Raw genomic sequence first — 19,672 nt, forward strand, 5'->3', positions numbered from 1 at the left:
CCCTCCGGAGGCCGTCCCGGAGGATGCCGTTGTATCCGCCAACCAACCTGAACAAGGCCGCTCACCGGCACCCGCGGAGCGAATTCGGAGCAGCGCCCGGAATCCCGCCACTGGTCCGTATGCAGTAGCACGGGAAGCAGGAGGCGGTCACTCCCGGTGAGGCTGGACGGGTCCTGCCGTCCCCCTCCCCGGAGCCTTCATGTCTCTGCGCCACGCCGTCCTCGGCCCACGCCTGCGAGCGGCGTCCGTCGTCGCGGCCTGCCTCACCGCTCTGTCCCCGGCCCCCGCCGGGGCGGTCTCCGACCCGGCGGCCCACCCGTCGCTGCAGCGCCAACTCGACGACTTCGTGCACCGGCCCGGCGGCCCGCCCGGAGCCATCGCCCTGTTGCGGACCGAGAAGGGGACCCGCGTCGTGCGCGCCGGAGTCGCCGACATCAGTACGGGCCGCCCGCCCCGCCCCGACGACCACATGCGCATCGCGAGCACGGCCAAGGCCTTCAGCGGGGCGGTGGCCCTCACCCTCGTCGACCACCGCGTCCTGCGGCTGGACGACACCCTGCGCGAACGACTGCCCCAACTCCCCGACGCCTGGGGATCAGTGACGCTCCGTCAACTCCTCCAGCACACCAGCGGACTCCCGGACTACTCGCAGAGCGCCGGGTTCCTCGCCGCGCTCAGGGCCGACCCGCGCCATCACTTCGACTCCCGGCGCCTGCTCGACTACGTCGCCACGGAACCCCTGCGCTTCGAGCCGGGCACGCAGTACCGCTACTCGAACTCGGACAACATCGCCGTCGCGCTCATGGCGGAGGCTGCCACCGGGACGCCGTACGAAGAACTCCTGCGCAAGCTGGCCTACGCGCCGCTCCGACTCCACTCCACGAGCCTCCCGCAGGGCTACCGGATGCCGAAGCCCTACCTCCACGGCTACGACGTGAGCCCGCCCGCACCCCCGGAGGACGTCAGCGAGGTCATCGGCATGTCGGGCGTCTGGGCCTCCGGGGGCATCGTCTCCACGCCGAGCGACATGACCCGCTTCATCCGCGGTTACGCGAGCGGACGGCTCTACGGCAGGACGGTCGTCGAGGCGCAGCGGCAGTGGGTCGAGGGCGCGTCCGAGCCCGCCGGGCCGGGCCGCAACTCCGCGGGTCTCGCCATCTTCCGGTACGAGACCCGATGCGGTGTCGTCCTCGGGCACACGGGCAACACGCTCGGTTATACCCAGTTGATCGCGGCCACCCCCGACGGCCGCCGTTCACTGACCTTCTCGGTCACGGCCCAGGTGAATGCGTCCACCGACGCCGAACAGCTGCGGAGGATGCGCGTCATTCAGGAGAATTTCGTCTGCGCATTGTTGCGAGGAAAGGGCAAATAGCGGTATCGAGCCGTCCCGCGATTCACTTCACCGCGATTTCCCAGGTGTCCACCGCGTAATGGACCGACATTCCGTTGCGCGCGTACAACGCGGGGGCTCCGGTGGTGTTCCGGGTGTCCACGCCGAGGCCCACCGTGGCCCGCCCGCGGGCCGCGAACGCCGCGAAGGCCTGCCGCAGCAGCAGACCGCCGAGGCCGCGGCCGCGGGCCTCGCGTACGACCCCGAGGCTGCGGATCCATCCCATGGCCTCGCGGTCGTCGCGGGCGAGGAGGAAACCGACGTCCCCGAGGTCCTCGGTGGAGACGATCCACACCAGGGACCAGTCGAGCCGGTCGGCGGCCACGTCGTGCAGCCACTGCTCGTACGTGCGGGGCTGGAAGTCGAAGTGCTCGGCGAAGGTGGCCTGATAGAGGGCGTGGGCCTGCTTCCGGTCCGCTTCGTCGACGCAGGGGCGCACCCGCACGCCCGCGACGGGCTCGGGTGCCGGTTCCTCGCCGGTCCGCAACGGCCGCTCCAGCACGTGGTAGCGGCGTACGACCGACCAGCCACGCGCGCGCATCAGCGCGAGGTCGATCGTGGGTGCCACGTTGAGGTGCAGATGCACCACGGCCTTCGAGGCGCCGTTCGCCCGGGCCTTCGCGAGCGCTCTGGTCTCCAGCGCCGTCAGGAGAAGCTCCCCGGCCTGCTGGTGGTCGGGCAGTACGTAGTGGTCGGCGTCGATGCGCTCACCCTGGGAGTCGTCCCACACCAGGGCGTACGCCACCAGTCGCGGGCCGTCGAAGGCCAGCCAGGAGTCGTGGTCGAGGTCGACCCCGGGGTGCCGCAGATCGGCTTCCACGGAGTGCAGATCGGTCTCGGGCCGCCCGATCTCGATCCGGTCGATCTCGTTGAGCAACTCGGTGACGGCCGGCGCGTCTGTCGGCGCGGCAGCGCGCAGGAGATAGGGCATGGGGCCAGGGTCCGGTCCGGGCCCCGCAGCCGCAAACGAGTTTTTGCCGAGCCGTGGGAGAGCGTTCCCGGGGCCTTGCTGGGCTGCCGTGTTGATCATGGACGAGTGGCCGGATCAGGTGATCCGATGCGGACCGCCGGCGCCGAGGTGACCACCGTGCCGACGGGTTCGCCGTGTGGCGGCGCCCGGTCGGCGTGCGGTCCCTGACGTCACGGATCCTTGTGGGCGGGAGCGGCCGCGGCCGGGCGGTGCCCACGCCGGTGAGTCCGGCGCGCGCGGGCCGAAGTGACCCCCGCCGTGGGCGATGAGGCCCTGGTGCGGGATCTTTGTGGAGAGTCGTCAAGTGTGGCGCCTGATAGGCATGTTGACACTGTGACGACTGATAAGATCATTCCACTTTTCAGTAGGCTGATGACGCGTCATACGCGCGTACGGGGGACAGCCAAAACGGCCCCATCGTGAATGGAGTGACGGTTGGTCCGTCGGTAAGGTCCGCCAGCGCACAGCGGCGGGGATTTCCGGTGGTCTCATGCACGGTCAGTCTCCCGACGCGAGACGACTTGAAGAGAGTCTCATGACGTCATTGTTCGAAGATCCACTCCTGTGGGTCCTGCTCGTGATAGTCATCGCTGCGATTTTCGCAGTGGTGCGCGCACGGAGAACCAGCAACCAGCTCCGGGCGAACAACACCAAACTGCACGGCGACGTGGCCACCGTGCGGGGTCAGCTCGCCGAGCTCCAGACGACCTACTCGTCGGTGAGCTCGCGGCACGCCGCGGATCTGGAAGAAGTACGCCTGGACGCCGAGTCGGCGACCAAGGCCACCCTGAAGTCGGCGGTGGGCACCCTGGCGACCCTCGCCGAGGAGCAGCTGGCCCTGCTCGACGGTCTCCAGCAGAAGTACGGTGACGACAACGCGGTCCTCGCCGACCTGATGCTGGTCGACCACACCGGCAGCCAGTTCAGCCGCCGTACCAAGGGCATCTCGGTGCTCTGCGGCGGCTGGCTCGGCCGACGCGACCGCAACGCCTCGGTGTACGACGTCGCCCGCAGCGCCCAGGGACGGATCCGTGACTTCGACAGGGTCACCGTCCACTCCCAGGCGAGCGTCGCGATCACCAGCCGGGCGGTCGAACCGGTCGCCATGGTCCTGGCCGAACTGCTCGACAACGCCACCAAGTACAGCGCCCCCGGCACCCCCGTCGAGATCAACATCCAGACCGTCCCCACCGGGATCTGTCTGGTCGTCGACGACGCCGGCCTCGGTATGGACCAGGAGACCAAGACCCGCGCCGCGCACCTCCTGACGACGGGCGGGTCCGTGGACATCACCAGTCTCGGCGATCCGCCCAAGTTCGGCTTCGCCCTCTCCGGGAAGCTCGCCGCCGACTACGGATTCCACGTCTCCGTCGACGCGGTCTCCCCCTACGGTGGCGTGCGTGCCGTGATCCGGGTGCCCGAGAACCTTCTGACGGCGGACGTGCCCGCACCCGCGCCCGTCGTCCTGGACCACCTCGACGACGAGCCCGCGGCGGCCAAGCCTGCCCCGGTCGCCTCCCTCGTGGTGGGACAGACGGCCGGAGGTCTCCCCAAGCGCCGCCGGCGCCGCAACGGCGCCGTCTCCGTGGTGGCCTCGCCCGGCGCGGAGGTACCCGACCTGGACGAGATCGGCGAGGAGACGGCCTCCCGACTCAAGGCATTCGCTCGCGGAACCCTGCTCGGGCGGGACTCAGACAACACGGAAGGACCTCAGAACCAGTGAATCCCGACCTGTCGTGGGTGCTGAACGACGTGCTCGAGGTGCGCGGAGCCCGCCACGCCATCCTCGTCTCGGCGGACGGCCTGCTGATGCAGCGGTCCGACGGCATCGTCCGTGACGACGCCGAACGCAACGCCGCCGCGATGAGCTCCCTGCAGTCCCTGTGCCGCAGCGTCGCCCCCTTCGTCGGCGGCGGCAAGGGCCTGTGGAAGCAGACACTGATCGAGTTCGACGGCGGCTGGATCTTCCTCATCGCCGGGGGCAGCGGCTCCTACCTCGCCGTCTCGACCGCCCTGGACGTCGACATGGAGGCCATGTCGATCCGGATGCAGAAGACGGTGGGCGCGCTGACCAAGGCGATGAGCGCCACGCCGCGCCAGAACACCGGCGTAGACGCATGACCTGGCCCGGCGAGGACGCTCCGGTAACAAGCGACTTCGTCCGCTCGTACGTCATCACGGGCGGCCGGCGTCTTCCCTCCGACGACGACCTGGCCCTCCACACGCTGGTCTGCCTGGCCCCCGACCGGGCCCAGCCGCTGGGGGCGGGTCCCGAAGTGCGGGCCATCTGGGAGCTCTGTTCGGGCGGCTACCTGTCGGTCGCCGAAGTGGCCGGTCACCTCGGACTGCCCGTCGGTGTGGCCCGGCTGCTGCTGTCCGATTTATTCGAGCAGGGGCACCTCCTGCGCCGCGCTGAACCGGCCCCCGCCCAGCACGTTCCCCGAGCGATACTCGAGAAGGTTCTGCATGGACTCGAAACCCTCAACATCGGCTGACCCCGGGGCGCACGGCTCCATCTACGTCTCCGCCGACGTGACCACCGCCGCGAAGATCCTGGTGGTCGGACACTTCGCCGTGGGCAAGACGACCTTCATCGGGTCCCTGTCGGAGATCACTCCTCTGCGCACCGAGGAGAAGATGACCCAGGCGTCCATGCACGTCGACGACCTGCGCGGGGCGCCGGACAAGGCGACCACCACCGTGGCGCTGGACTTCGGCCGGCTGACACTGAGCGACGAGCTCGTGCTCTACCTGTTCGGCACTCCCGGGCAGCAGCGCTTCATGCAGTTGTGGGAGGACATGGCCCGCGGCGCGCTGGGTGCCCTGCTCCTGGTCGACCCGTCCCGGCTGGAGGAGACGTTCCCGGTCATCGACCTGATCGACGAGTACGGCCTCGAGTACGCGATCGCCGTCAACACCTTCTCGCAGACGAGTCACTTCGAGGAGGACGAGATCCGCGAAGCACTCGACCTGCTCCCGGACACTCCCGTCATCTACTGCGACGCCCGCGACCAGCGGTCCTCCGCCCGGGCCCTGATCGCTCTGGTGCGTCACCTGCTCGACCGCGCAGCCTGAACCACCACCCCGTGGCCCGGACCGTACGGTCCGGGCCACCAAAGCACACAGACACGGACGTTCACGACGCGGCGGCCGCCGGTGCGGCCGGATGCCCCATGTACGACGGCTCCTTCGCCGCCGACCCGCAGAAGGTCTACGAGTACATACGGGCGCACGGTCCGGCCGGTCCGGTCATCCCTGCCCCGGCGGCGGCGCGGAAGCCGGTCAAGGAGGGCTTCCGGAGCAGCTTCCTCGAGATCTTCCGTGTCTGACGGCTCAGCTCCGGCACCAGCGTTCGTTCACGGCGTTGGAGTCCTGCGGCCTCGGCGTGCACCGGGCCGGGCGGATGATAGTCCTGTGAGACAGCAACGGGGCGGATCGGAGAGGGAGTTCATGCGTGACACGGCCGACTTCATCGCGGAGACCTATGCGCTCGGTGCGGGAACCTGGACGCTGACGCCCGTCGCCCGCGGTGCCCTGGGGCAGATCTGGAAGCTGTCCGGGAACGGCACGTCGTGGGCGGTGAAGGAACTCCTCTTCGAGAGGGACGAGCCGGACGTCCGTGCCGAGTCCGCACTGCGCGACGCGGCGGAGAAGCGGGGAATCTCCGCGCCGCGTCTCCTGCCCGACCGCACCGGCACCCATGTCGTACGACTGCCCGAAGGCTCCTGGGCGAAGCTGTACGACTGGGTCGACGGCACCCCCGCGGACCCCTCGGACCCGGAGACTCTGAGGTGGTGCGGCCGGGCCCTGGCCCTTCTTCACCAGGCCGGAGAGAGTACGAGCGAGACACCGGACGCCTGGTACGAGGAGTGCCACCAGGCAGGCGACTGGGCCGAGTTGCACGCGAGGGCCGAACGGACGGGCGTGCCCTGGGCCGGGGAACTTGGCCGTTTCATCGCCACCACAGCGGCCGAACTGGCGCGGTATGTCTCGCCGTCGGCCCCCGGTGAGGTGGTGACGTCCCACCTCGACATGCGGCCACAGAACGTCCTCATCGGCCCCGGCGGGCCGGTCCTTCTCGACTGGGACAACACCGGACCCGTCTCGGCGGAGCGCGAACTCGCCCGGGCCGTCTACGTGTGGTCGGGAGGCAACCGCTTCGACGCCGGGTCCGCACGACTCCTGGTGCGCGCCTACCGGGACGCCGGAGGCACCGCCACCGTGAAGAACCTGGACTCCTTCTCGATGCTGTTCGCGACGGACCTCAACTACGTGTACGTACAGGCCGATTGCGCGGTCGACCCGGCCGTGACCGCCGAGCAGCGCGACTTCGCGAGCCGCGAGACGGTGGCCGCGCTGCGGCGCCTGCCGGACCTGGCCGCCGTCACCCGCCTGACGGAAGCCCTGCACACCGCATGAGGAGCGTGCCGAAGGCGACCAGGCCGGAGGTCACTTCGGGTGGGCGGACTCTGCCCGACCCGGCGATGGCATCGGGCCCCCGGGCGCCGCTCGGCACGCGGCACTAGTGTCGTCGGCATGAGCGAAAACCCCGCGCGGTCCGTCACCGTCGAGCGCACCGGCACAGGCCACTTCGTCGCCACCAACACCCGAGGCGGCACGATCGCCTTCGGCACCGGCCCCGACAGCGAGTTCACCCCGGTCGAACTGCTCCTCGCCGCGCTCGGCGGCTGCACGGCGGTGGACGTCGACCTGGCCACCAGCCGTCACGCCGAACCCTCGTCCTTCTCCGTCGAGGTGACCGGCAACAAGGTCGACGACGCACTCGGCAACCGGCTGACCGACCTCGCCGTCACCTTCACCGTGACCTTCCCGGACGGCGAGGGCGCCGACCGGGCCCGCACGATCCTGCCCCGGGCGGTGAAGACCTCCCACGACCGCCTCTGCACGGTCAGCCGTACGGTCGAGATCGGCACGCCCGTCACTGCGCGCGTCGAGGACGCCTGACCTCCCCGTTCACCCCGACCGCACCTGCGTACGCTGTCCCCGTGTCAGCCTCCCGCCTGCGTCGCGTCGCCGTCCTCGTCCTCGAAGGCGCGAAGCCACTGGACGTCGGGATTCCCGCGCAGGTGTTCACCACGCGCGCCAGCATGCCGTACGAGGTACGGCTGTGCGGCGCGGCGCCCGGGCTCGTGAGCGGCGGCGACGGACTGTCGTACCACGTCGCCCACGGCCTGGACGCGCTCGCATGGGCGGACATCGTCTTCCTCCCCGGCTACCGGTTCCCGGACCGTGAGGACCCACCCCCACCCGTCGTCGAGGCCCTGGTCGCCGCGCACGGCCGGGGCGCGCGGCTGGCCGCCATCTCGACCGGGGCGTTCGCGCTGGCCGCGACCGGCCTGCTCGACGGCAGGCGGGCCACGACCCACTGGCACTACACGAGGGCGCTCGCGGCGAAGCATCCCCTGATCCGGGTCGACGAGAACGTGCTGTTCGTGGACGAGGACATGGTGCTGACGTCGGCGGGAGCCGCCTCCGGCATCGACCTGTGTCTGCACATCCTGCGCCGCGACCTCGGGGTGTCCGCCTCCAACCACGCGGCCCGGCGCCTGGTCGCCGCCCCCTACCGCAGCGGGGGGCAGGCGCAGTACGTGCCGCGCAGCGTGCCCGAACCCCTCGGCGAGCGCTTCGCCGCCACCCGGGAATGGGCCCTGCACCGGCTCGGCGAACCCCTCACCCTCGACATCCTGGCGCAGCAGGCCGCGGTCTCGCCGCGCACCTTCTCGCGCCGCTTCGTCGAGGAGACCGGATACACGCCGATGCAGTGGGTCATGCGCGCCCGCATCGACATGGCCCGCGAACTGCTGGAGCGTTCGCAGCGCGGCGTCGAGCAGATCGCGACGGATGTCGGTCTCGGCACCGGCGCGAACCTGCGGACCCATTTCCAGCGGATCCTCGGCACGACCCCGAGCGAGTACCGGCGCACCTTCACCAGGGGCGAGTAGGCGGTGGCGCGATCCTTTTGAACCATGGCGATCGCGCCACTGTCAGCGGCGCACGCGGCGCGCGAGCCTGGTGGAGACAGGCAGTGGACATCGGGACAGGACAGATTTCATGACTCGCATCGCCATCAACGGATTCGGCCGCATCGGGCGCAACGTGCTGCGCGCCTTCCTCGAACGTGACAGCGCCCTGGAGATCGTCGCCGTCAACGACCTCACCGAGCCCGCCGCTCTCGCGAGGCTGCTGGCCTTCGACAGCACCTCCGGCCGGCTGGGGCGTCCGGTGACCGTCGACGGAAACACCCTGGTCGTCGACGGCCGCCGTATCACCGTGCTCGCCGAGCGCGAACCGGCCCAACTGCCCTGGGCCGAACTCGGAGTCGACATCGTCCTCGAGGCCACCGGGCGGTTCACCTCGGCCAAGGCGGCCCGCGCACACCTGGACGCGGGCGCGAGGAAGGTCCTCGTCAGCGCGCCCTCGGACGGCGCCGACGTCACCCTCGCGTACGGGGTCAACACCGACGCCTACGACCCGGACGTGCACACGATCGTCTCCAACGCCTCCTGCACGACCAACGCGCTCGCCCCGCTGGCCAAGGTGCTGGACGACCTCGCGGGCATCGAGCACGGCTTCATGACGACGGTGCACGCCTACACGCAGGAGCAGAACCTCCAGGACGGCCCGCACCGCGACGCCCGTCGCGCCCGCGCCGCCGGCGTCAACATCGTGCCCACCACGACGGGCGCCGCCAAGGCGATCGGCCTCGTGCTGCCCAACCTGGACGGCAGGCTCTCCGGTGATTCGATCCGCGTCCCGGTCCCGGTCGGCTCGATCGTCGAGCTCAACACGACCGTCGCCCGCGAGGTGAGCCGCGAGGACGTGCTCGCCGCGTACCGGACCGCCGCCGAGGGACCTCTCGCAGGTGTTCTCGAGTACTCGGAGGACGCCCTGGTGTCCTCCGACATCACCGGCAACCCCGCCTCGGCGATCTTCGACTCGGCCCTCACCCGAGTCGATGGCCCTCACGTCAAGGTGGTCGCCTGGTACGACAACGAGTGGGGCTTCTCGAACCGCGTGATCGACACACTGCAGCTCCTCGCGGAGAACTGAACCGGCCGGGGATCTTGCGAGGCACAGCCCAACTCGCCTCCGAGCCAACCGGGTTGACGGACGGGTCCAATGACCGTGGCGCGGCCGGCCGTTGCCGGTCGGCGCCTGCCGCCCTTTCCGGACCGGTGTGATTGAGCACCGCGGGGTCAGCCCCATGAAGGGCTCTGTCCTTGACGGCGCCGACGCCGGGATCACATCTGCCACGCAGTGATGGTTGTATCTCCCAACGGCCGTGACGGGGGTAGCCATAGAGTGAGGCGCCATGCGAAGCCTGGACCGTCTGCCGAAGGCTCATCTGCATGTGCATCTCGAAGGTGCGATGCGTCCCGCCACGCTCGCGGAGCTGGCAGGGGAGCGTGGCGAACGACCGCCAGATCCAGGCGGCTTCACCTCGTTCGAGGACTTCGGCGCCTTGTACGGCGCCGCTGCCCGGGTGGTTCGAGAGGGCCCGCGCAGGAACCTTCTGCGACTGGTACGCGAGGTGGTCGAGGACGCCGCCGCGGACGGAGCGGTATGGATCGAGCCGCACTTGAACCCCCTGACCTACGAGACCGATCCGGACGCCGCGCTCGACCTGTTGGACGAGGTGATCGACGAGGGCCGCCGCACGGGCGCCCGGCTGGGCGTCGGCTTCGGGATCCTGGTGTTCGCCCGGCGCAACACCGACCCGTCGGAAGCGGTCGAGGCCGCCAGCCTCGCGGCTCGACGATCAGAGAACGGGGTGGTTTCCTTCGGCTTGGCCGGCGACGAGGCCCGTCACGCCCCTGAGCCGTTCGCCGAGGCGTTCACCATCGCCCGCGACGCAGGTCTGATTCCCGCTCCGCACGCAGGTGAACTTGCCGGCCCGGCCGGCGTGCGCGCCGCCCTCGACGTACTCGGCGCCCGACGGATCGCTCACGGAGTTCGGGCAGTCGAAGACCCGGATCTTGTTGCCCGCCTGGTCGCGGAGGGCATAGTCCTCGACGTCTGCCCCACCTCCAACGTCGTCCTCGGGGTCGTCGCATCCCTGGCTGAGCACCCCCTGCCGAGGCTCCTGCAAGCAGGCGTCCGGTGCACCCTCAACGCCGACGACCCTCTCCTTTTCGGTCCGGGTCTGCTGCAGGAGTACGAGACAGCCCGCACGGCGCTCGCGCTCACCGACCTCCAACTCGCCGCCGTGGCCCGTACCTCGCTCGAAGCCTCCGGCGCCCCGCGCGCCACCGTGGACGACGCGGTCACCCGCATCGATGCATGGCTCGACATGCCGGGCCTGGCAAATACGCCCCCAACCCAACAGGCATGTCGGCCGCCCGATCACAAGGCGCCTTCCGGAGCGGCCGGCCAGGGATCGCGGGACACCTTTTAGAGGAACGGCGTGCCGGCATCGAGGCCCGACAGCACCCTCCCGTACAGCTCCAGGTTGGCCGCGGGGTTGACGAAGGAGTGCAGGTTCAGGGCGTTGATGTCCCGTACCGCGCGCTGGACCGGCATCTCCCGGTGCAGGGACGACGCACCGGAGGCGGAACCGATCAGGTCGACGGCCTCCTTGCACAGGCGGGCGACGTAACCGCACTGGGCCCGGATCCGAGCCCGTTCCTGCGTCGTGTACGGCTGCCCGTCGGCGACCCGTGACTCGATCAGCGAGACGAAGTCGGCGGTGAGCAGTTCCGCGCAGGAGACCTTCATCGCGGCCTCGGCGAACTGCAGATGTGTCACCGGGGCCTCGTGCTGACGCTCGTAGAGGGTGTAGGTGATGCCCCGCTGGTGGATGCGCTCGCCGAACTCCGACAGCGCCGCCCGGGCCGGACCGAGGGCGCCGGCCGCCGTCCAGGCGCAGAAGAGCAGGAGGACAGGCATGGTGTAGAAGGGGTCGGCGCTGTTGGTCCGTGAGGGGAAGGTGCCCGCCAGCAACGGCCCGAGCGGCAGCACGCGATGGGCCGGTACATGGACGTCATGGGCGACGACGCTGTTGCTTCCGCTTCCGGCCAGACCGGACACGTTCCAGTCGTCGAGGACTTCGAGGTCGGCCATCGGGACGGCCGTCCACAGGAGGTCCGGCGGGCCGCCGTCCCCGGAGGCGGCCACAGCGGTCAGCAGATGCCAGTCGGCGTCCTGGCAGCCGGTGGCGAACGGGGACGTCCCGTCGACCACGTAACCCCCGTCCGCCGGAAGGGCCTTGGCGTTCGGGATGAGGGTGCCGCCGACCCGTACGTCGGGAGCGGCGAAGATCTCGTCCTGTGCCTCGTCCGGGAAGAGCGCCGCGATGAATGCGCATCCGGCCTGGATCAGCGCCATGAACCCGGCCGACCCGCACGCGGCGGAGATCTCGCTCAGCACGTCGACTTGTGTACGCAACGAGGTCTGGTAACCGCCGTACCGGCGGGGCACGTTCATACGGTGGATCCCGGTGTCGCTCAGTGCCGCGACGACCTCGCCGGTCACCCGCCGGTGCTGCTCCGTGCGCAGGGCGTGTGAGCGGATGAGCGGCTGAAGTGCCCGTACGCGTGCGACGAGTTCGGCGTCCGATCGAGGTGCGGATGAACCAGTCAAGGCAGGACCTCCGGGCCCGGTGCACAGAAGAACCCTCAAGGTGACGCCGTTCCGTCAGGGTGTCAACGCCCGTTCCGGGCCAGGTTGTTGCAGTGGCGGTCGGGACGCCTGGCGTCAGCTATACATCGGATGAGTCAAGGCTTGATGACCGGTTGCTGGTGGGGGAGGAGTGATCGGCTGGTTCGATCAGTACTCGAAATTGCACGAGATTCGCATCTTGTTGAAGTCATTGACAGGCGCACATGAGCCTCCTAGGTTCCCGATACACCCGATGTATCGATGATCCGTCAGGTCTGGAGGACGACGATGACCTCAGAGCCGGGGCAGCCCTCGCAGGTTGCCCGAAGAGCCGTGATCGGTACCGCGCTGGGTGGAGTGGCGACGGCCGCTTTACCCGGGACGGCCCACGCCGAACAGTCCGCCCGCACCGAAAGCGGCGGCAAGCGCCCCTGGACGCTCCACGACACCATGACCACCGACAAGGCCTGGGCCGCATTCCTGCGCGGCCAGGACCTGTTGTGGACCAGACTGCCCACCCTCTGGTACGAGGGCCCCTTCCTCGGTGACGGCCTGCTCGGCAGCATGATCTACCAGGAGCCCGGCACCAATCTGATCCGCTTCACCGTCCAGCACGGCGAAGTCCAGGACCACCGAACCGAGTTCGGCAGCGGCTGGGGCACCTGCCGACTTCCCGTCGGCCACCTCACCCTCGAACCGGTCGGCACCATCACCGCCGTCGACTGGCGACTGAGTCTGTGGAACGCCGAACTCACCGGCACCGTCACCACCACCGCCGGCACTCTCACCCTCGCCGCCCTCATCCACGACGAGGTCCTGGCCGTCCGCGTGACGGCCGACGGCGGCGAACGGGCCACCTGGACCTTCCACCCCGAGGAGGCCATCAGCCCTCGCAAGATCAGCGAGGCGCCGCCCGCCGGCTACACCGCCAACCCGCCCTGGACCACCCGCGCCACCGGCGACGGCACCGAGCAGGTCCTGCAACCCCTCACCGGCGGCGGCCAGACCGCCACGGCCCACCGCCGGACCGGCGACGACCTGCTGCTCAGCGTCGGTCACAGTCACCCGTCCGACACCGCCGCGGAGGCCGACTCACTGCGCAACCTGGGGCGCGCGAAGTCGTACAAGGCGCTCAGGCAACGGCACCTCCAGTGGTGGCACGCCTTCTACCGCAAGAGCTTCGTGTCGTTCCCCGACCAGCGGCTGCAGAGCTTCCACTGGATCCAGCTGTACAAGGTCGCCTCCGCGAGCCGCGCCGGCGGCCCCGTGATGGCCACCTCGGGGCCCTGGCTGGAGCCCACCCCCTGGCCCGCGGTCTGGTGGAACCTCAACGTCCAACTGGAGTACTGGCTCATCCACGGCTTCAACCACCCCGAACTGGACTCCCTCGCCACCACGCTGCGCCAGAACCAGGAACAGCTCATCGCGAACGTGCCCGCCGCCTACCGCGCCGACAGCTCAGGCGTCGGCCGCAGCTCCGACATGTTCGCCAACCGCGGCGTGGGCCGGCCCGGCACCGGCGCCGAGACCGGCGACCTCACCTGGGCCCTGCACAACGTGTGGCTGTCCTACCGCCACTCCATGGACAAGTCCCTGCTGCGCGACACGGTGTACCCGGTGCTGCGCCGGGCCATCAACTACTACCTGCACTTCCTCACCCCGGGCAGCGACGGCAAGCTCCACCTGCCGAGCACGCTCTCGCCCGAATACCCCGTCGTGCCGCCGCAGGACACCAACTACGACCTGGCGCTGATCCGCTGGGGCTGCCAGACGCTCATCGAGTCCTCCGAACTGCTCGGCGTGGACGACGAGTTGAAGCCGCGCTGGCAGGAGGTGCTGGCCAAGCTCACGCCGTACCCGGTCGACGACAACGGCTTCATGATCGGCGCCGACACCCCGTACGCGCAGTCCCACCGGCACTACTCGCACCTGCTGATGGTGTACCCGCTGTACCTCGTCAACTGGGACCAGCCCGAGAGCCGCGACCTGATCACGAAGTCCATCGTCCACTGGCACGCGCTGACCGGCTCCCACCGCGGCTACAGCTACACCGGTGCCGCCTCGATGTACGCGATGGCCGGCGACGGCGACACCGCGATCACCTACCTGCGCAAGTTCTTCGACCCGACCACGCGCTACCCCTGCCGCCCCAACACCCACTACACCGAGGCGGGTCCGGTCATCGAGACCCCGCTGTCCGCCTCACAGTCCCTGCACGACATGTTCTGCCAGAGCTGGGGCGGAGTGATCCGCGTCTTCCCGGCCGTCCCGGCCGCCTGGAAGGACCTCACCCTGCACGACTTCCGCACCCAGGGCGCCTTCCTGGTCACCGCCGTCCGCAAGGCGGGGAAGACCCGGTTCATCAGGATCAGGAGTCTGGCGGGGGAGCCCCTCCGGCTCCGCCACGGTCTCACCGGCAGCCTCACCGTGCTGCTGGACGACGGCACCCCGGCCCGTACCCACGACCTCGGCGGCGGCACTCTCGCCATCGACCTGCCGCGCGGCCGCGAGGTGCTGGTCCACTCCGGTACCCGCCCCGACCTGAGCATCGCGCCCGTCGCCGTCAGCGAGCCGGGACCGGCGTGGGGCCTGCCGTAAAGGGCCGCACACTTCGGAGGGATTCCATGGCTGTTCCGATCAGAACGGCGGTCGCCGCGCTCTGCGCCTCGCTGGCGGCCGCACTCCTCACCGCGATCCCGGCACGGGCCGACCAGCATGTCCCGCGCGACCATGCCTGGTCCGTGTCCACGGGAACACACGCGCCCCGCGCACAGGTCACCCTCGACGACGCCACCGGCACGCTGACCCTCGCGGTGTCCCGAAACGGCCGTACGGTCATCGAACCGTCCCCCGTGGGAATCGTCACCGAACAGGCCGACCTGTCAAAGGACTTGCGTTTCCTGCACGACAAGAACCGTACGGTGCTGGAGCGTTACCGTACGAAGTCCGGCAAACGCCTGGACCGCCACGTCCGCATGAACGAGACCCGGCTGTCCTTCGCCACCAACGCGGGCGCCCGACTCGACCTCGTCGTCCGTGCCTCCGCCGACGGTGTCGCCTACCGATACGTCCTGCCCGCCGCATCCGGTGACGTCCTCGGCGAGACCTCCGCCTTCAACCTCCCGCCGGACGCGCGCGCATGGCTAGGCACCTACCGGGTCGACAACGAGGGCCAGTTCGCCCAGTACACCGCCGCGACGGCCCCCACCGCCGACTACTCCGACCAGGCACTGTTCGCGACCGACGGCGGCTACACACTGCTCGCCGAGTCTGCGGTCAGCGGCACGTACTCCGGCGCCCGCCTCGCGCACCAGCAGGGCTCAGGCACCTACCGCATCAAGCTCGCCGACGACCGCGTCACCTCCACCGGCGCCCTGGCCACCCCGTGGCGGGCCATGATCACCGGCGACCTCGCGACCGTCACCCGCTCCACCTTCACCGACGACCTCGCCCCCGCCTCCAAGGTCCGCGACACCTCCTGGATCAAACCCGGCACCGTCCTGTGGACCTGGCTCGCGGGCGGCAGGGAAGCCGGTCAGAGCCTCGCCGCGCAGAAGGCGTACGTCGACTACGCGGCCGAACGCCACTGGCCGTACGAGGCAGTCGACGCCGGCTGGTACTACCGGCCGGGGGAGTGGGACGTCACCGATCCCGACTGGCAGACCGACAGCTGGATGCCGGAACTCGCCCAGTACGCCCGCGCCAAGGGCGTCGGCATCATCGTCTGGATCCACCAGCGCGACCTCGACACCGCCGCCGAACGCGCCCAGTGGCTGCCCACCCTGGAGAAGTGGGGCATCAAGGGCGTGAAGATCGACTTCATGAACTCCGAGGCCCAGCCCATGCTCCAGTGGTACGACACGATCCTCGCGGAGACGGCCGCCCACCACCTCATGGTCGACTTCCACGGCTCCACGATCCCCAAGGGCATCCAGCGCACCTGGCCGCAGGTCATGACGCTGGAGGGCGTCGCGGGGGAGGAGAAGCGCACCAACACCGCCGCCCACCTCACCACCCTGCCCTTCACCCGCAACGTCATCGGCTCCATGGACTTCACCCCCGGCGCCTTCCAGCGCGTCGGTCTGCGCCCCAACTCGGACGCGGCCGAGGTCGGCCTCAGCGTCGCCTACGAGTCGGGGCTCCAGATGTTCGCGGGCACGCCACAGTCGTACGACGACCGGCCGCTCGCCCGGGCCTACTTCGACCAGGTCCCCGCAGCCTGGGACGACACGCGACTGCTCGCCGGTGAACCCGGCCAGGAGGCCGTGCTGGCCCGCCGCAGCGGTGACCGCTGGTTCCTCGGCGGTGTCTACGCCGGTGCCGCCCGCACCGGCGAGGTGCCGCTGACCCTCGGTCCGGGTCGGTGGTTGGTCGAGACGATCCGGGACGGTTCCGGTGGACTCGTCCAGGACCGGCAGGTGCTGCGCGGCGGCGACACACTGAGTGTCGACGTCGTGGCGAACGGCGGTTTCGCCGCGCTCGCCTGCCCCTGGCGGGCGGGCGTCACGACCTGTTACCGCTGAGCGCACGGTCGTTCCGGGAGTCGTGTCCGATCGGACACGACTCCCGGACACCGGACTTCCCCACCAGGTCCCGCCGGCGCACCGGCCTCGCTAGTCTGGGCATCGGAGGTGCCCAAGTGGCCGAAAAGGCACGGCAGTTGCAGGATGTTCCCGAGTCCGTGACGTCCACGACCGTCGTCGTGATCGGTGCGGGTCCGGCCGGGATGACCGTCGCCACCCTGCTCCAGCAGAGCGGCATCGACTGCGTCGTACTCGAACGCCGTTCCCGCGACCACGTGGCGCAGCGCCAACGCGCGGGAATCGTCGAGACCCGCGCGGTCCGGATGTTCGACTCCTGGGGGCTGACCGACCGTGTCCTCGGCGGTGTCCCGTACGACGGCATCCTGGAGTTCCGGGTGGACGGCCACAGCCACCTGGTCTCCGACAGCGACGGCTCCGAAGGCCCCGCGGCCCGCCTGTGCCCCCAGCAGGTTCTCGTGCAGAAGCTCACCGCGACCTTCCTGGAGGGCGGCGGCGACCTGCGGTTCGAGGCCGCCGACGTCTCCCTGCACGACCTGGCGGGCGAGCAACCCACCGTCCGCTACCGCGCTCCGGACGGCACGCCTCACGCCATCACCTGCGCTTTCGTGGCCGGCTGCGACGGTGACCGCGGAGTGAGCCGTACGGCCGTCCCCGACGGCGTTCTCACCGCGCACGCCTTCGACCACGGCATCGGCTGGCTCACCGTCCTGGCCGACGCCCCGCCCCCGGCCCACCCCCTGCTGGCCGTCAGCCGACAGGGCTTCGCCGCCCACTTCCCCCGCGGCCCGCACTCCAGCCGCTACTACCTCCAGTGCCCGCCCGACGATCACCCCGACGCCTGGTCGGACACCCGCGTCTGGGACGCCCTGCGCACCAGGCTCGGCGACCCCGCGCTCGCCTCCGGCCCGATCACCGACCGCGAGATCTTCCGGCTCCGCAGCCTCGTCCACGACCCCATGCAGTACGGCCGCCTCTTCCTGGTCGGCGACGCGGCGCACATCGTGTCACCCATGGGCGGCAAGGGCATGAACCTCGCCCTGTACGACGCCGATCTCCTCGCCCGAGCCGTGCGCGACGTCGTCCGGGGCGACGACGACACCGCCCTGCGCGCCTACTCGTCGCGCTGCCTGCGCCGGGTCTGGAACGACCAGGAGTTCTCCCACTGGCTCACCCGGACCCTGCACGACGCGGGCGACGCCGAGCCCTTCCTGCGCAACCTGGCTCGCGCCCGCCTCGACCGTCTCTTCAACTCCCCGGCTGCCGCCGGTGCCTTCGCGGAACTCATGACGGGCCTGGACCCGACCGGCCGCGCGGTCACGGAAAACTTCCCCGGCAACCTTTCCGGCGTCAGCGGCGACTGACGACTCGGAAGGTCCCTCCGCCGGAGGACCGCACGCACCACACAAGGACTCGCTCGTGGCATCTCGTTCGCACCGTTCTTCTGCGCCAGGCAGGCAACGCACCGCTCTCGTCGCCGCTGCCGTCGCGGCCGCCGTCGCCCTCGTTGCGGCTCTGATCGTCGCGTTCGGCCCCGACGACAGGACAGACGCCGGCCCTGTCGCAGCCACGCCCGTCTCCGGCACCCGCGCCACACCCGCTTCCCCTCCGACTCCGACGAAACCGGAGGCGAAGACCACGACGCCCTCCCCGACGGCGTCGGCCCGCAAGGGCAGCCCGACGCCCACCGCATCGCCCAGCCCTTCGGTCACGTCGGCCGCCAACCCGCCACGGAAGGCGTCCGGCGCGGCCCCGCTCGCCGACCGGATCAAGCCCGGCGTCACCTACGACGGGGTGGCCACCTTCTACGACACGGGCAACGGCGACGGTGCGTGCCTGTACGGGCCCACCGCCGACGTCATGACCGCGGCGATGAACCACACCGACTACGAGACGTCCAAGGCCTGCGGGGCGTACATCCTCGTGCACGCCGCGAGCGGCGCCTCCGTCACGGTCCGCATCACCAACGAGTGCCCCCTGCCCTGCGCACCCGGCCAACTCGACCTCAGCCCTCAGGCCTTCGCGAAACTCGCCGCCCCTGTCCAGGGCCGGATCCCGGTCACCTGGAACCTGCTGAGCCCCAGCACCTCCGACACGATCTCGATCCGCTACAAGACCGGATCGAGCCGCTACTGGTGTGCCATCCAGGCGATCGGCCACCGCAACCCGGTGGCCCGACTGGAAGTGCAAACCACCGCGGGCTGGAAGGAGTTGCCCCGCACCGACTACAACTACTTCCTCTCCGAGCAGGGCAGCGGCTGCGGTGGCACGATCAGGATCACCGACATCTACGGCGAACAGCTGGAGATAGCCGGCCTCGGCGTGAAGCCGGACGTGGTCCAGCCGACCCGGGTCCAGTTCGCCGGGCACTGAGAGCTCGGTTCGACCAGCTCGGCATGTGTCCTTGACGAGGGGTGGCCGCGAGGGACCGTTCCGCCGCACGTCACCGTCATGGCGGAACGGTCCTTGCACACGCCTGCGGTAAGGCGAACGTCAGTTGGTGGTGGGGTTGCCGTAGTAGGCGTTGGGTCCGTGTTTGCGGGTGTAGTGGCGGTTGAGGAGGTGGGGTGGGGGTGGGGTGGTGGGTGTCAGGGCGAGGGTGTTGAGGGCGATGTGGGCGACGGCTTCGCAGATGATGGCGTGTTCCAGCGATTTTCGTGGGGTGGTGCCCCAGGTGAAGGGGCCGTGGTGGGCGACGAGGGCGGCGGGGACTTCGATGGCCTTCTGGTCGTCGCTTTCCAGGAGGTCGATGATGACTTGGCCGGTGTTGTATTCGTAGTCCTTCGCGCATTGTTGGGGGGTGAGGTCGGGGGTGACGGGGATGGGGCCGTTGAAGGTGTCGGCGTGGGTGGTGCCCAGGACGGGGATGTCGCGGTGGGCTTGGGCGAAGGCGACGGCGTGGGTGGAGTGGGTGTGGGTGATGCCGCCGATGGAGGGGAAGGCCTGGTAGAGGCTGCGGTGGGTTTCGGTGTCGGTGGAGGGGCGCAGGTCACCGTCGACGACGGTGCCGTCTGAGAGTTGGACGGTGACGAGGTGGTCGAGGGTGAGCTGGTCGTAGGGCACGCCGGAGGGTTTGATGACGAACAGGCCGGCTTCGCGGTCGATGCCGCTGGTGTTGCCCCAGGTGAGGGTGGCCAGGCCGGCTTGGGG

18 protein-coding genes are annotated in these 19,672 nt (G+C 70.0%); 15 read left to right on the plus strand and 3 right to left on the minus strand.

Features of this window, described 5'->3' with window-relative positions; genetic code table 11:
• Positions 1-199 precede the first annotated feature (199 nt).
• Positions 200-1,375, plus strand: coding sequence for a serine hydrolase domain-containing protein (locus ACZ48Z_RS20925; RefSeq protein ID WP_468737342.1), 1,176 nt, complete (start codon positions 200-202; stop codon positions 1,373-1,375).
• A 22-nt stretch (positions 1,376-1,397) separates the two neighbouring features.
• Here the strand turns inward: ACZ48Z_RS20925 and ACZ48Z_RS20930 are convergent, their stop codons facing one another.
• Positions 1,398-2,324, minus strand: a complete 927-nt coding sequence (locus tag ACZ48Z_RS20930; RefSeq protein ID WP_468737343.1) for a GNAT family N-acetyltransferase — start codon at positions 2,322-2,324, stop codon at positions 1,398-1,400.
• A gap of 574 nt (positions 2,325-2,898) precedes the next feature.
• Between ACZ48Z_RS20930 and ACZ48Z_RS20935 the strand changes: the two genes are divergently transcribed.
• The 10 genes from ACZ48Z_RS20935 (at position 2,899) to add (ending at position 10,779) form a co-directional block, all read left to right on the plus strand.
• A complete protein-coding gene (locus tag ACZ48Z_RS20935; RefSeq protein ID WP_468737344.1) occupies positions 2,899-4,086 on the plus strand; it encodes an ATP-binding protein in 1,188 nt (395 codons plus the stop codon).
• Positions 4,083-4,484 carry a roadblock/LC7 domain-containing protein gene (locus ACZ48Z_RS20940; protein WP_007386761.1) on the plus strand — a complete coding sequence of 134 codons (402 nt, stop codon included), beginning with the start codon at positions 4,083-4,085 and terminating at the stop codon, positions 4,482-4,484. The genes ACZ48Z_RS20935 and ACZ48Z_RS20940 overlap by 4 nt, the downstream gene beginning before the upstream one ends.
• Positions 4,481-4,858, plus strand: a complete 378-nt coding sequence (locus tag ACZ48Z_RS20945) for a DUF742 domain-containing protein (protein WP_468737345.1) — start codon at positions 4,481-4,483, stop codon at positions 4,856-4,858. The genes ACZ48Z_RS20940 and ACZ48Z_RS20945 overlap by 4 nt, the downstream gene beginning before the upstream one ends.
• A complete protein-coding gene (locus ACZ48Z_RS20950; RefSeq protein ID WP_468737346.1) occupies positions 4,830-5,438 on the plus strand; it encodes a GTP-binding protein in 609 nt (202 codons plus the stop codon). The genes ACZ48Z_RS20945 and ACZ48Z_RS20950 overlap by 29 nt, the downstream gene beginning before the upstream one ends.
• Before the next feature lie 98 nt (positions 5,439-5,536).
• Positions 5,537-5,692 (plus strand): hypothetical protein, encoded by a 156-nt coding sequence (locus ACZ48Z_RS20955; RefSeq protein WP_468737347.1) that lies wholly within the window; start codon positions 5,537-5,539, stop codon positions 5,690-5,692.
• A gap of 121 nt (positions 5,693-5,813) precedes the next feature.
• Positions 5,814-6,782 (plus strand): phosphotransferase enzyme family protein, encoded by a 969-nt coding sequence (locus tag ACZ48Z_RS20960; RefSeq protein WP_468737348.1) that lies wholly within the window; start codon positions 5,814-5,816, stop codon positions 6,780-6,782.
• A 117-nt stretch (positions 6,783-6,899) separates the two neighbouring features.
• Positions 6,900-7,328: an OsmC family protein gene (locus ACZ48Z_RS20965; RefSeq protein WP_468737349.1), complete on the plus strand. Its 429-nt coding sequence runs from the start codon at positions 6,900-6,902 to the stop codon at positions 7,326-7,328.
• A 41-nt stretch (positions 7,329-7,369) separates the two neighbouring features.
• The gene (locus ACZ48Z_RS20970) at positions 7,370-8,326 is read left to right on the plus strand and encodes a GlxA family transcriptional regulator (protein WP_468737350.1); all 957 of its coding nucleotides are present in this window, start codon (positions 7,370-7,372) and stop codon (positions 8,324-8,326) included.
• A gap of 109 nt (positions 8,327-8,435) precedes the next feature.
• Positions 8,436-9,434, plus strand: a complete 999-nt coding sequence (gene gap, locus ACZ48Z_RS20975) for a type I glyceraldehyde-3-phosphate dehydrogenase (protein ID WP_468737351.1) — start codon at positions 8,436-8,438, stop codon at positions 9,432-9,434.
• Between the two features lie 262 nt (positions 9,435-9,696).
• Entirely contained in the window at positions 9,697-10,779 is a 1,083-nt protein-coding gene (add, locus tag ACZ48Z_RS20980; protein ID WP_468737352.1) for an adenosine deaminase, read from the plus strand.
• On the opposite strand, the gene ACZ48Z_RS20985 is transcribed toward add, so the two are convergent.
• On the minus strand, positions 10,776-11,963 hold the full coding sequence (locus tag ACZ48Z_RS20985; RefSeq protein WP_468737353.1) for an acyl-CoA dehydrogenase family protein: 1,188 nt from the start codon (positions 11,961-11,963) through the stop codon (positions 10,776-10,778). The genes add and ACZ48Z_RS20985 overlap by 4 nt on opposite strands.
• A gap of 306 nt (positions 11,964-12,269) precedes the next feature.
• On the opposite strand from ACZ48Z_RS20985, the gene ACZ48Z_RS20990 reads away from it, so the two are divergent.
• The 4 genes from ACZ48Z_RS20990 (at position 12,270) to ACZ48Z_RS21005 (ending at position 18,895) form a co-directional block, all read left to right on the plus strand.
• Positions 12,270-14,579, plus strand: coding sequence for a glycosyl hydrolase family 95 catalytic domain-containing protein (locus tag ACZ48Z_RS20990; protein ID WP_468737354.1), 2,310 nt, complete (start codon positions 12,270-12,272; stop codon positions 14,577-14,579).
• A 26-nt stretch (positions 14,580-14,605) separates the two neighbouring features.
• A complete protein-coding gene (locus tag ACZ48Z_RS20995; RefSeq protein ID WP_468737355.1) occupies positions 14,606-16,504 on the plus strand; it encodes a glycoside hydrolase family 97 protein in 1,899 nt (632 codons plus the stop codon).
• Positions 16,505-16,620: 116 nt separating this feature from the next.
• Positions 16,621-17,886, plus strand: coding sequence for a 4-hydroxybenzoate 3-monooxygenase (locus ACZ48Z_RS21000; RefSeq protein ID WP_468737356.1), 1,266 nt, complete (start codon positions 16,621-16,623; stop codon positions 17,884-17,886).
• Between the two features lie 55 nt (positions 17,887-17,941).
• Positions 17,942-18,895: an expansin EXLX1 family cellulose-binding protein gene (locus ACZ48Z_RS21005; protein WP_468737357.1), complete on the plus strand. Its 954-nt coding sequence runs from the start codon at positions 17,942-17,944 to the stop codon at positions 18,893-18,895.
• A gap of 120 nt (positions 18,896-19,015) precedes the next feature.
• On the opposite strand, the gene araD is transcribed toward ACZ48Z_RS21005, so the two are convergent.
• A partial coding sequence (gene araD, locus ACZ48Z_RS21010; protein ID WP_468737358.1) for an L-ribulose-5-phosphate 4-epimerase AraD occupies positions 19,016-19,672 on the minus strand: 657 nt, incomplete at its 5' end.

It is taken from the genome of Streptomyces sp. NPDC031225 (assembly GCF_055570355.1).